Source organism: Acinetobacter portensis (genome assembly GCF_009372215.1).
Taxonomy (GTDB): Bacteria; Pseudomonadota; Gammaproteobacteria; order Pseudomonadales; family Moraxellaceae; genus Acinetobacter; species Acinetobacter portensis.
Genome location: NZ_LWRV01000080.1, coordinates 41,824 through 53,940 on the forward strand (window position 1 = coordinate 41,824; position 12,117 = coordinate 53,940).

The window sequence follows — 12,117 nt, forward strand, 5'->3', positions numbered from 1 at the left end:
GTGTACCTAATCTATGGGAGATGGGAAATCGGAGGAAGTAAATTCCGTATGCTGTGCGGTTTCACGCCAGACTTCTAAAAATTCTGCATGTTGCGGTTGTAACTGTAAATATTGAATGGTGCTTTGAATCCACAAACGGTGATCTTCAACGTTCAATTGTCCTTTTAACAAAAGCCAACGAATGTAAATCAGCCATGTATTTAGCACATCACCCTCACAATAGCTGGTTAACTTCAGCCATTGCTTAGTTTGAACATATTCAGGCACATGATAGCCCGAATCGCCACGCTTACCCGGAAAACCAAGTAAATGTGCCATATCATCAAGTTTCTGAAAATTACGACCATTAAACATTGCCATAACGTCCATTAAATCGACATGACGCTGGTGGTATCTGTTCTGATAGTTATTATAACGTTTTTGGCTGTCAATTTCGCCCTGATCGAACAAACTTGGTGCAGATAAACCATGATACATCGCACGGAATAAAATCACAGGAATATCAAACTGCGAACCATTCCAACTCACTAAGGTTGGATGACGTTTATCGAAAATAGATAAAAATTTTCTTAAAATTTCTGCTTCTGAATATTGTTCACGGCTAAATGAAAACATTTTCATTGCGCCAAGTTCATCAATCCATAAACCCGAAATACACACAATTTCGTGCAAAGCCAATCGCTGAAAATCCGTGCCTGTTTCTTGACGACGTAACTTTTTTAAAGCTTGATCAATATCAGCTTCAGGTAAATCTAGATGATACAAATGCGCACCCGATTTAAGATCGGTTAGAGTTTCTATATCAAAAATTAAAACAGGTAAGCGCATTTTTATCTCAAGTTTATTATTCAGGATCTACCACAGAGAATAACCCAGTAGACAAGTAGCGGTCACCTCGGTCACACATAATACACACAATCACGGCATCAGGATTTTCTTCTGCCAATTGAATAGATGCCCATACCGCACCGCCAGAAGATGTTCCTGCACTAATCCCTTCTTTACGCGCCAATTGACGTGCTGTTTTTTCCGCTTCAATTTGCGGAATATCCATAATACGGTCAATACGGCTACGATCAAAAATAGTCGGTAAATATTCTTCAGGCCAACGACGAATACCCGCAATATTTGAGCCTTCTGAGGGTTGTAAGCCTACAATTTGAATCTCTTTATTTTTTTCTTTTAGGTATTTAGAAATACCCATAATTGTACCTGTGGTCCCCATTGCACTGACGAAATGGGTAATTTTACCGCCAGTTTGTTCCCAAATTTCTGGGCCTGTCGTTAAGTAATGTGCTTCTACGTTATCTGGATTACCAAACTGGTTTAAAACTAGACCTTTGCCTTCTTTTTCCATTTGAAGTGCAAGATCACGTGCTTCTTCCATGTTTTCAGATTCAATCAGCTCCGCACCGTAAGCACGCATTGCATCTTTACGTTCTTGGCTTGAACTTGCAGGCATAATGAGTTTCATATTATAGCCACGCATGGCTGCAACCATGGCTAAAGCAATCCCCGTATTACCACTTGTTGCTTCAATTAACGTATCACCCGGTTTAATTTGTCCACGCTTTTCAGCTTGCATAATCATATTATATGCAGGACGATCTTTTACCGAACCAGCAGGGTTATTGCCTTCGAGCTTCGCTAATACTGTTGCTTGAGTGTGATTTGCAAGTCGCTGTAAACGCACTAAAGGCGTTTTGCCTACATAGTGGTCTAACAAAAATTCGTCTGCTTGAAAATCTGGAGATGTATTACTCATTGTTTGCACCTATATCGAGGTGCGCATATTGTATGAAAAAAACAGTTTTACTGCACTCTTTTAACTACTTTTTTAATAAACATGAATAAATAACAAACCCTTATGCCATTTAATTCTGTATATAAATATCCTTATTATTTATCAGGTATTATATTTTTGAATTTTTCATTCACTTTTTATTCACAGATGAAAAGATGAACTGCCGAAAAAAAAGCATGCTAAACTCAATCGCATAAAGAAAAACTTGATCTAAACATGTCAAATATCAACAAAAAGTTATTTAAGCGACTTCATTTAAATCATGCTTATGGGCAGCTTATCGCGCTCATTTTTGTTCCTATTACAATTTTGGCATGTGTAGGCGCGGCTCTTGTTTTGTCTGAAACATCAAATGCGGCTAAATCTCAACAAAAACAAATGGCTTTGGCTATTTTAACGCGCAATGAAGTTGCGGCTGAAACATTTTTATCTCAGCTGAATAGTCCAGAATTAGCACCTATTCAATCTCAGTTTTTCATGCAAAGTATTATGGATGAAAAGCATGTTGTTCGAGCCGCGATTGTAAATTCCAACAATAAAATTTTACTCAGTCGTGGCTATCAGCAACAAACACCTTGGCTAGATATTGTTAAAAAATCTGAGTTCATTGGACCAGTCAAAGCGAATGGCAACCATATTTATGGTTTAGAGATTAAAAATCCAGACAATAATAAAGCATGGCTTATGATTGAAGTCGACAATCAGCCCTTACAAATTGCACGCTATCGGGTTTTGATTGTTTTAGTTGCCACGGGGTTAACCACTTTATTGTTACTTTTATTGTGTTTGAATTTTTATTCACGACGTTGGATTGCCCCAATGTATGAAATTCGCATGCAACTGCAACGTTTAAATGCCGATACGCTCGATCAGCATATGATTATTAACAGCACGGGTGAATTACGCTTATTACAACGTGATATTGCCAATGTGGTTAAACGTTTACATTTTAGTTTTCTCGAATTAAAAGAACACACAGAACAAACTGAAGACGATTTAAGAAGAACACTCGATACATTAGAAGTTCAAAACATTACCTATCGTCAAGCACGTGACCAAGCCATTTCTGCCAATCAATCTAAGTCTGTTTTTCTTGCCAATATTAGCCATGAATTACGTACACCACTCAATAGTATTGATGGTTTTATTCATTTGCTCTTACGCCAGAAAAGCTTAAGTAATGAACAAAAACTTTATCTACAAACCATTCGTAAATCATCTGCACATTTACTTGCGCTAATTAATGATGTTTTAGATTTCTCTAAAATTGATGCAGGCAAACTTGAACTTGAAACAGCCCCTTTCGATTTAGAAGAAGCCATTTATGATGTGATGGATATGCTGTCACCACTTGCTGCGCAAAAGCATATCAATATGGCATTTTACTTTGCCAATGATTTACCAACACATGTGACTGGCGATGCTCTTCGCTTTAAGCAAATTTTAACGAATCTAATTTCCAATGCCATTAAGTTCACGCCAGATGGTGAAATTATTGTTCGCGCACGTATTGAACATGATGATATTGGACAATGTCTTGTTCATTTTAGCGTTCAAGATAGTGGCATCGGCTTAAGCGGAACAGATCGTAAACGCCTGTTTGAATCTTTCTCTCAAGGTGATGCATCTGTAACACGTCAATTTGGCGGAACAGGTTTAGGTCTAGCCATTTCAAAACAACTTGTACATTTAATGCAAGGGCAAATTGGCTTCGAAGATAATCAAGAACGCGCACCAACAGATAAAGGCTCAACTTTCTGGTTTACCGCAATGTTGGGTACAAATGATGATGAAATTACAGTTCATCCAAGTTTTGAAAATACCCAAGTTTTATCATTCATGGCACACCCTGCAACTGCCAATATTCTGCGTCATTATTTAGAAGATTATAAAGTGAGTCATATTGAAGCGACTTCAATTATTGATTTATTTAGTCGCCTCAATTTACTGTCTAAAAACATTGAAAACACATGGTTAATCTTTGATCATAATGGTGACACAGAAGCATTATTAAAAGAAATTCGCTCTCGATACCAAGGAAAAATTGGTATTTACGGCTATCAAATGTCTTTAGAGCCAGACTTGCTCAATCAATATCGTGCGTTACCACTGTATCAACCTTTAAGTCGTTCGGCTTTGGCTCACTTACTTAACAATGAAAATACCTTTGAGGAACTTGAAACAGAAGAGTTTAACGGACAAGGCTTACATGTTTTAGCTGTTGATGACCATCTTCCCAACCTCATTGTTTTAGAGGCACTGTTAGGTGAAATGAATGTCAAAGTAACCAAAGCACTTAGTGGTCAAGAAGCACTTGGCATTCTTGAGCAAAACTTTGAAGATAATAAGAAAGCCTTCGATTTAGTCTTTATGGACATTCAAATGCCTGTCATGTCTGGGGTAGATACAACACGTGCAATTCGCTCATTAGAATCGACTTTAGAAAATCATAAACGCTTACCTATTATTGCCTTAACCGCTCATGCACTTGCAGACGAAAAACAAAAGCTACTCAAAGTTGGCATGGATGATTACGTAACCAAGCCTATTCAAATGGAACAAATTATTCAAATTCTTACGGATTGGACTTCACCGAATTTTAGTAGTAAAGCATCACTGACAGAAAAGATTAGTCCTATTGAGACACTCGATCCACAAGTTCTAAATTGGCAACAAAGTATTCAACTTGCAGCAAACAAAGAAGATTTAGCCATCGATTTATTAAAGATGTTGGTCGATAGCTTTGCTGTTGAGCTTAAAGAGATTGAACAGCTCATAGACATGGAAGATTTTCCACAACTTGAACATGTTCTACATCGATTACATGGTGCAACACGTTATATCGGCACACCTAATTTACAAGATATAACAGGTTCATTTGAGCACTTTGTTTCTACTTTAAGAAAAGAACGTCGAAAGGCTGATGAACAATTTACGCAAGAAGTCATGCTTAAGTTTCATGCATTAAAAGATGTCATTCATCAAGTTGAAATTGCAGCCAAACAAGTTCTAGGACGTTTCAATGCATAAAATTTTGATACAACCAATACCACTAAAGTTGATTCTGTCTATGCTATGACGTGACTGCGCTGTCATGTATCTTATATAGGCACATGCTATGCTCATTCACGAAGCAAAATAAGAGTTTTTGAAATGGCATTACTTCGAATAGAAAAAGACAATGGAATTGCAACGGTTTATTTAAACCGCCCAGACAAACGTAATGCAATGAGCTTTGCATTATTAAAAGAGCTTGTAAGCACTGCTGAAAAATTTAAAAAAGACCGCTCACTTCGCTGTGTCATTTTAACAGGCGAAGCGCAGGTATTTAGCGCAGGTATAGATCTTGCCGATTTAAACAACCCAAAAAATAAAGCCTTTGCTGCTTGGGAACTTATAAAACCGGGTCAAAGCCTATTTCAAAAAGCATTCCTTATTTGGCAAGAACTTCCTATTCCTGTCATTAGCGCCATAGAAGGTTTTTGCTTTGGGGCTGGTATGCAACTTGCGTTAGCTTCAGATATTCGAGTAGCACATCCAAAAACCCAAATGTCGATTATGGAAAGCCGTTGGGGTTTAGTTCCAGACATGGGTTTAAGTCGTTCATTAAAAGGATTAATTCGCCTAGATTTAGCCAAAGAATTGACTTTAACCGCGCGTATTTTCGATGCTGAATATGCCCAAAGCATCGGTTTAGTCACGCATTTAGATGAGTCCCCCTTAACACACGCACAAGCCATTGCAAAAGAAATGATTCAACGCTCACCTGATGCTTTAACTGCATCTAAACGCGTACTTGATGCTATGGAACATCAACCATCTAAATCTTTACGTTTGGAAAAAATTTGGCAACTCAAATTACTTTTGGGTAAAAACAGCCAAATTGCACGAAAGAAAGATAAAAGGCCTGAACTTGAATTTTTACCTCGCCAATATAAATAATGGATTAGATACAAAGGATTTGCCATGAGTTTTAACCACCAAACTAAAGTTGCATTTTTAGGGATGGGATTAATGGGAAGTCGCATGGCATCTCGTTTATTAAATGCAGGCTTTCAAGTTGCTGTTTGGAATAGAACATCAGCCGCATGTGATTCACTTGTGGTACAAGGTGCAACAAAACTAGACTTAAAAGATATAGGACAATATCCAATTGTTCTTTCTTGCCTTGCAGATGATTTTGCCGTTCAAGCTGTTATTGACCAAATTGAAGAGTATTTACAACCCAAACAAGTGATTGTGGATTTCTCAAGTTTATCTGTGGATAAAACTCAATCGTTAGCAAAACAAGTACAAGCTAAACAAACAACGTGGATTGATTCCCCTGTTTCAGGTGGAACAATGGGGGCTGAACAAGGAACATTGGTCATTTTTGCAGGTGGCAATGCTCAAGTTATTCAAAATCTTTCAATTATTTATGATGTACTTTCACAACGTGTTACTCGTATGGGGGATACAGGTACAGGTCAAGCAACCAAAATTTGCAATCAACTGATTGTGGCAGCAAATAGTACTTTAATTGCTGAAGCTGTTGCCCTTGCATCATTATCTGGTGTAGATACAAGCTTACTTGCCCCTGCTCTTGCAGGCGGCTTTGCAGACTCAAAACCTTTCCAAATTTTAGCACCGCGTATGGCAACACATACTTTTGAACCCGTGCAATGGAAAGTTCAAACATTGTCTAAAGATTTAAATAATGCGGTAAAACTTGCTGAGCAATTTAACTTAGAGATTCCTGTGGCAACACATGCACTATCTCAATTGAAAGATCATCAAAATAATGGTTTCTCTGAAGCAGATTTAGCCACAGTTATTCAACACGTTGAAGCAAAATAAAAAACATCAATTAAGGAAAAATCATATGTCTAAACTCGCAGTTAATATCTCTATGATTTTCACTGAAGTTCCGCTAATTGAGCGTTTTGCTTTAGCAAAAGAACACGGTTTTAAACATGTCGAAATTCAATTTCCTTATGAACTCAGTATTGAAGATATTCAAGATCAGTTAAAACAGCACGATTTAAATATTTGCCTAATTAATGTTCCTGCAGGAGATTTAATGCAAGGAGGTAATGGTTTAGCAGGTATCCCCGGCAAAGAAAATGAATTCCATCAAGCTTTAAAACTTGCCATTGAATATGCAACGGCACTTCAAGTTCCAAGTATCAATATTTTGGCAGGCAAACAGCCATTAGATGCCGACCTTTTACCCTGCTTGAATACACTTGCAAGCAATTTAAAACTCGCATGTCATCTGTTTGCTGAACATCAAATTCAGCCCGTTTTTGAAATGATTAATGGCACAGATATGCCAAGGTTTTTAGTACAAAATATTGCCCAAGCACAAGAAATTCTTGAGGCTATTCAAAACCCAAAATTAAAAATGCAATTCGATTGCTACCATATGGCAATGATGGGTGAAAATGTTTTAGAAGCTTTACAAGAAAATATCGAAAACATTGGTCATATTCAATTTGCCGACTGTCCAAATAGACATGAACCCGATACAGCCAATATCACTTATGCAGAAATTTTCAACTGGCTAAAACAAAGTCATTACACAGGTTTTATTGCCGCAGAATACAGACCTTTACAAAGTTCTACACTTTCTTTTGCATGGAAAAATAAATATTTTGCTTAGAGCTTTAAGCCCAAAAATAGTTTTGATTGAATTTTAGCTAAAAAACAGCTATATTAGATCATGCATAATTGTCAGGAAAATATACCTTCTATGAATTTAGAACCATCGCCCGGCGCTTCTAATTCTCACGATCTCGCAATGAATTCTCAAAGTAAAGACGTACAAGCTTGCTTGAAAGTTGTACGCGAAGCTCTCCTAGATGTAAAAGCAAAAGAAATTGTTGAACTTGATATCAGCCTTATTAGCAACGTAGCAGATGCTATTGTTATTGCTAGTGGCACATCAACTCGTCATGTTAAATCACTTGCAAACAACGTAGCTGAAGAAGCACGTAAAGCTGGTTTCCGCCCGCTTGGTGTTGAAGGTGAACGTGATGCTGAGTGGATTCTTGTTGATCTTGGATTTGTTGTTGTGCATTTAATGCTTCCAACAGCACGTAAATTCTATGATCTAGAAAACTTATGGCGCGCTACTCCAGAATCTGTAGCATAAGTTTCATATAGCAAATAAAAAAGCGGCTCAATGGCCGCTTTTTTATTGCCTGATTTTTATAGCAAAGAACTCATTTCTACATTTGGATAAGTCTGCTTAATTTTTTCTTTCAGCTGCGCATAAACATGATCTGCTTTGGGCGGACCATAATATTCACAATATACTTCATATAATGCCGTAATAAACTTTGCATACATTTCCGTAGGAATGAAATCTAAGAAAACTTTTTCATTGACTTGAGAATTGGTCAAAATTTCAAAATTTTCATTAATTAATATATTTTGTACATCTATATTAAATTCACCAAAAGTTTTTAAATGAACCGTTTTACAGACCTCTTGAACAAAATACATAAATGCTTCATAGGTTTGCTTAGATAAAGTGACATTGTTTAAAGCTGAAGATTTCACAGGATTCATCAGCACTTCTTTTTCAATTATTGCTAATTCACCTAAAACTTTCTTCAAAATGTCTTTTTTAAAGAAGCGCAACTCATCTGTATTGCATATTTCGGTCAGAAACTTATTGAGAACAAAAGGAGGTTGATTACCGTATTCATCTTCCCAATAACTTAAAACTCTTTGCAATGAAGTTTCGTTCATATAAGCACTTAGCCCACGACCTATTGCTTCTCTTTTTTGTTTAATGCTCAATAATTCGCTCGACATTTTTCAGCTCCTTAATGGCGTTTATTTATATGGTCTGTTTCAAACGTCACATCTTTTTGAAACTCGGGATAAGATAATTCTGCATGTTCTGTATAGTCTAAGCCGCGTTGTTCATGCTGCTTATCTACACGTAAGCCACCTAGCACGCTATTTAAAATTTTAAATACGATATATGCAACACCAAAACCCCAAGCAAATGCAGACACCACGCCCAAAGCTTGAACAATTAAAATATCTGAATTAAACATGTTATTTTCTAAGAACAATCCTGCTGCAATAGTCCCCCAAGCACCACAAAAACCATGAACTGTAACTGCATCTACAACATCATCTAAGCGTAATTTTTCCATTAAATATGGCATTGTGCTGACCACTAACCCTGCACAAGCACCTGTAATAACAGCAAATAACGGTGTCATCGATGCACAACCTGCGGTAATAGCAACAAGTCCACCTAAAGATGCATTAATGGTTGTTTTCATTAAAATGGCTTTACCACGCACTAATGCATAAATCATATAAGTTACGGCTGCGGCACATGCTGCCAAGTGTGTATTTAATGCAATACGACCAATGCTCACATTGGCATTAATGGTTGAGCCTGCGTTAAAACCAAACCATGCAAGCCATAAAATAAAACCACCCAATGCCACCAAAGGCATGTTATGTCCTGCTAAATAGTGACTTTGCCCATTTTTACCAAAACGGCCTAAACGTGGACCTAAAACTATAATTCCTGCAAAAGCGACCCATCCCCCCATTGAATGCACTACTGTTGATCCTGCAAAATCAATAAAGCCGAGTTGCTTTAACCACCCCTCACCGTTGAATAAGCCACCCCATGCCCAGCTACCAAAAATTGGATAAATAAAGCCAGATACCACAGCAGCACTCACGACATAAGCAACAAAGTGAATCCGCTCTGCCATTGCACCACTTGCAATTGTGGTTGCTGTTGCAGCAAACATCATTTGAAAGAAGAGTAAATTCCAGTTCCAATCATCTAAATCATTTGGAGCAAAATGGCTGAATCCAAACCATCCTGTACCATTCACACCAAACATTAAACCAAAACCAACTAACCAGAAAACTAAGCCACCAAGGCAAGCATCCATATAGTTTTTCATTAAAACATTCACTGTATTTTTACTTCGTACAGAGCCACTTTCTACAAGTGCAAAGCCTGCCTGCATAAAGAATACTAAAATCCCCCCCAAGATCACCCAAACACTATCAAGTGAAATTCGTATTTCTTGAATGTTTTTTGCTGTTGTTAGCGTTTCGTCAGCCCAAGCAGTTGAACACATTGCTAAAAGTAGCAATGCCAAATAGTTTATTTTTTTCATGCACAATCCCCCAAGATTGAAGCATAAAATTGCAACAACTGTGCCAAGTTATTCGGCTATTTTTCACTCTCATTAAAGTCATAAATTCATGCACTATTTTAGTGTTTTTATGATGATGTCTTTTCTTTACCCAAAGTTTTTATTCAAAATTTCACAAAATTATTCTCAAGATATGCACTATTTAAAATCACATTTATTTTTGCGCATCAATAATATGCAGCTTATCTATTTCACCTTTTAATCTAAGCTTTTTAAGCTCAAATCATCTTCATAAAAAAAATTAAATACTAAAACTTGTTTTAATTAACCCAAATAAAAAACCACCTCGAAAGGTGGTTTTTATGCTCCAAATTCCCCTCTTTATAAAAGAAGGGCTGGAAAGATTTTCGGATTAGTGACCATTGCCATTAATGGCTTTTGTCATATCTTCAACAACTTTTTTCGCATCACCAAAAATCATCATGGTTTTATCATTATAGAACAAGTCGTTATCTAAACCCGCATAACCTGTTGCCATAGAACGCTTGATCACCATAATTGTGCGTGCTTTATGTGCTTCCAAAATTGGCATGCCATAAATTGGGGAGCTTGGATCGTCTTTTGCCGCAGGGTTTACAACGTCATTTGCACCAATCACAAGCACCACATCTGTTGCAGGAAAATCAGAGTTGATTTCATCCATCTCCAAGATGTCTTCATAAGGGACGTCTGCTTCTGCAAGTAATACGTTCATATGACCCGGCATACGACCTGCCACTGGGTGAATGGCAAAACGAACAGTTACACCCTGCTCTTTTAAGATGTTCGCTAGTTCTTTTACCGCATTTTGTGCACGACCTTGCGCCATACCATAACCTGGTACAATCACAACGCTGTCAGCATTTGACATTAAGAAACCTGCATCATCTGCTGAACCTGAACGATGGTTGCGTGGTGCTTTATCTCCTACTGCAACTACAGGTGCAGCACCGCCCATCGCACCACCAAATAATACATTGATGATTGAACGGTTCATCGCTTTACACATGATGTAAGACAGAATCGCACCTGAAGAACCCACAAGCGAACCTGCAACGATCAACATATTGTTTTCTAATGTGAAACCAATACCTGCTGCGGCCCAACCTGAAAATGAATTGAGAAGTGAGACAACCACAGGCATATCACCACCACCTACAGGTGCAATCCAAACCCAACCAAATGCAAGTGCAAGACCTGTCATTGCCCAGAAAGAAGTCATATTTCCTGTTAAAAAGAAATGTACACCAAAGCCGAGCATTGCAATGAAGATTAATGCTTGAACAGGTTTAACCCATACACCTGAAATGGTTTTTGCCCATTTTTTTGCTGCTAATTTACCGTATGCAAATACAGAAGCAGTAAAAGTAATTGCACCCACAAAACATCCTACGAATAATTCAAACAAATGAACTTTGCTCATTTCGTGGAAATTCACACCATTCGCTTGTAGTAAACCAACATCTAATTCAGCTAATTTATTGTTGTGAATAATGGCTGCAACAGCAATAAGCACCGCAGCTAAACCAACCAATGAATGCATTAACGCAACTGTTTCTGGCATTTGTGTCATTGGAACAGTACGTGCGCGAGCAATACCTACAATTGCACCTAGTACCATTGCACCAATAATCATCCAAACCACAGGGTTTTCAGCCACAAAAAATGTGGTGAGCACAGCAATTGCCATTGCAATCATGCCATAGCGATTTCCTGCAATAGCAGTTTTAGGACCAGATAAACCACGTAAAGTTAAGATAAAAAGTACGGCGCCAATCAGATAAAACCAATCTGCATAGTCTCGAATAAAATCCATGTCTTAACCCTCTTTTTTCTTTTGCTTTGGTTTAAACATTTCAAGCATTCGCGCAGTTACCGCAAAGCCACCGAAAATATTGATGCTTGCTAAGAAAACAGCAATTGCGCCTAAAACACTGACTACATTAATTGTTTGGAAATCGACACTACCTTCCACACCAACCATAGGCAAGCCAACCGTTTGAATCATGGCCCCCACAATTATGATTGATGAAAGTGCATTTGTTACAGCCATTAAAGGCGTATGTAATGCAGGTGTAACACCCCAAACCACGTAGTAACCAACAAAAATGGCTAAGACAAAAATTGTAATAGTTTCAACCATGAAAA

11 protein-coding genes are annotated in these 12,117 nt (G+C 37.7%); 5 read left to right on the forward strand and 6 right to left on the reverse strand.

Annotated elements, in window-relative coordinates; translation table 11 throughout:
• Nucleotides 1–6: 6 nt before the first annotated feature.
• The gene (locus A6M14_RS09255; RefSeq protein WP_152874662.1) at nucleotides 7–828 is read right to left on the reverse strand and encodes a 3'-5' exonuclease; all 822 of its coding nucleotides are present in this window, start codon (nucleotides 826–828) and stop codon (nucleotides 7–9) included.
• Between the two features lie 16 nt (nucleotides 829–844).
• Nucleotides 845–1,765 carry a cysteine synthase CysM gene (gene cysM, locus A6M14_RS09260; protein WP_152874663.1) on the reverse strand — a complete coding sequence of 307 codons (921 nt, stop codon included), beginning with the start codon at nucleotides 1,763–1,765 and terminating at the stop codon, nucleotides 845–847.
• 255 nt (nucleotides 1,766–2,020) lie between these two features.
• Between cysM and A6M14_RS09265 the strand changes: the two genes are divergently transcribed.
• The 5 genes from A6M14_RS09265 (at nucleotide 2,021) to rsfS (ending at nucleotide 7,937) form a co-directional block, all read left to right on the forward strand.
• Nucleotides 2,021–4,834: a GacS-like sensor histidine kinase gene (locus A6M14_RS09265; RefSeq protein ID WP_152874664.1), complete on the forward strand. Its 2,814-nt coding sequence runs from the start codon at nucleotides 2,021–2,023 to the stop codon at nucleotides 4,832–4,834.
• A 123-nt stretch (nucleotides 4,835–4,957) separates the two neighbouring features.
• Nucleotides 4,958–5,746: a crotonase/enoyl-CoA hydratase family protein gene (locus A6M14_RS09270; RefSeq protein ID WP_152874665.1), complete on the forward strand. Its 789-nt coding sequence runs from the start codon at nucleotides 4,958–4,960 to the stop codon at nucleotides 5,744–5,746.
• 24 nt (nucleotides 5,747–5,770) lie between these two features.
• On the forward strand, nucleotides 5,771–6,640 hold the full coding sequence (locus A6M14_RS09275) for an NAD(P)-dependent oxidoreductase (protein WP_152874666.1): 870 nt from the start codon (nucleotides 5,771–5,773) through the stop codon (nucleotides 6,638–6,640).
• Nucleotides 6,641–6,665: 25 nt separating this feature from the next.
• A complete protein-coding gene (locus A6M14_RS09280) occupies nucleotides 6,666–7,445 on the forward strand; it encodes a hydroxypyruvate isomerase family protein (protein WP_152874667.1) in 780 nt (259 codons plus the stop codon).
• A gap of 90 nt (nucleotides 7,446–7,535) precedes the next feature.
• Nucleotides 7,536–7,937, forward strand: a complete 402-nt coding sequence (gene rsfS, locus A6M14_RS09285) for a ribosome silencing factor (RefSeq protein WP_152874668.1) — start codon at nucleotides 7,536–7,538, stop codon at nucleotides 7,935–7,937.
• A gap of 56 nt (nucleotides 7,938–7,993) precedes the next feature.
• Here rsfS and A6M14_RS09290 read toward each other — a convergent pair whose 3' ends face one another.
• The 4 genes from A6M14_RS09290 to A6M14_RS09305 all read right to left on the reverse strand — a co-directional run bounded on the left by A6M14_RS09290 (nucleotide 7,994) and on the right by A6M14_RS09305 (nucleotide 12,112).
• Nucleotides 7,994–8,605 carry a hypothetical protein gene (locus tag A6M14_RS09290; protein WP_152874669.1) on the reverse strand — a complete coding sequence of 204 codons (612 nt, stop codon included), beginning with the start codon at nucleotides 8,603–8,605 and terminating at the stop codon, nucleotides 7,994–7,996.
• Nucleotides 8,606–8,616: 11 nt separating this feature from the next.
• Complete coding sequence (locus tag A6M14_RS09295) at nucleotides 8,617–9,951, reverse strand: ammonium transporter (RefSeq protein WP_152874670.1); 1,335 nt, start codon at nucleotides 9,949–9,951, stop codon at nucleotides 8,617–8,619.
• Between the two features lie 391 nt (nucleotides 9,952–10,342).
• Nucleotides 10,343–11,785, reverse strand: a complete 1,443-nt coding sequence (locus A6M14_RS09300) for an NAD(P)(+) transhydrogenase (Re/Si-specific) subunit beta (RefSeq protein WP_152874671.1) — start codon at nucleotides 11,783–11,785, stop codon at nucleotides 10,343–10,345.
• Between the two features lie 3 nt (nucleotides 11,786–11,788).
• Entirely contained in the window at nucleotides 11,789–12,112 is a 324-nt protein-coding gene (locus tag A6M14_RS09305) for a proton-translocating transhydrogenase family protein (protein ID WP_004783638.1), read from the reverse strand.
• Nucleotides 12,113–12,117: the final 5 nt, after the last annotated feature.

Bases quoted from the DNA above. Each gene is read 5' to 3' on its own strand.
- rsfS (WP_152874668.1), top strand. From the start codon at position 7,536: ATGAATTTAGAACCATCGCCCGGCGCTTCTAATTCTCACGATCTCGCA.
- A6M14_RS09270 (WP_152874665.1), top strand. From the start codon at position 4,958: ATGGCATTACTTCGAATAGAAAAAGACAATGGAATTGCAACGGTTTAT.
- A6M14_RS09280 (WP_152874667.1), top strand. From the start codon at position 6,666: ATGTCTAAACTCGCAGTTAATATCTCTATGATTTTCACTGAAGTTCCG.
- cysM (WP_152874663.1), bottom strand. From the start codon at position 1,765: ATGAGTAATACATCTCCAGATTTTCAAGCAGACGAATTTTTGTTAGAC.
- A6M14_RS09305 (WP_004783638.1), bottom strand. From the start codon at position 12,112: ATGGTTGAAACTATTACAATTTTTGTCTTAGCCATTTTTGTTGGTTAC.
- A6M14_RS09275 (WP_152874666.1), top strand. From the start codon at position 5,771: ATGAGTTTTAACCACCAAACTAAAGTTGCATTTTTAGGGATGGGATTA.
- A6M14_RS09300 (WP_152874671.1), bottom strand. From the start codon at position 11,785: ATGGATTTTATTCGAGACTATGCAGATTGGTTTTATCTGATTGGCGCC.
- A6M14_RS09290 (WP_152874669.1), bottom strand. From the start codon at position 8,605: ATGTCGAGCGAATTATTGAGCATTAAACAAAAAAGAGAAGCAATAGGT.
- A6M14_RS09265 (WP_152874664.1), top strand. From the start codon at position 2,021: ATGTCAAATATCAACAAAAAGTTATTTAAGCGACTTCATTTAAATCAT.
- A6M14_RS09255 (WP_152874662.1), bottom strand. From the start codon at position 828: ATGCGCTTACCTGTTTTAATTTTTGATATAGAAACTCTAACCGATCTT.
- A6M14_RS09295 (WP_152874670.1), bottom strand. From the start codon at position 9,951: ATGAAAAAAATAAACTATTTGGCATTGCTACTTTTAGCAATGTGTTCA.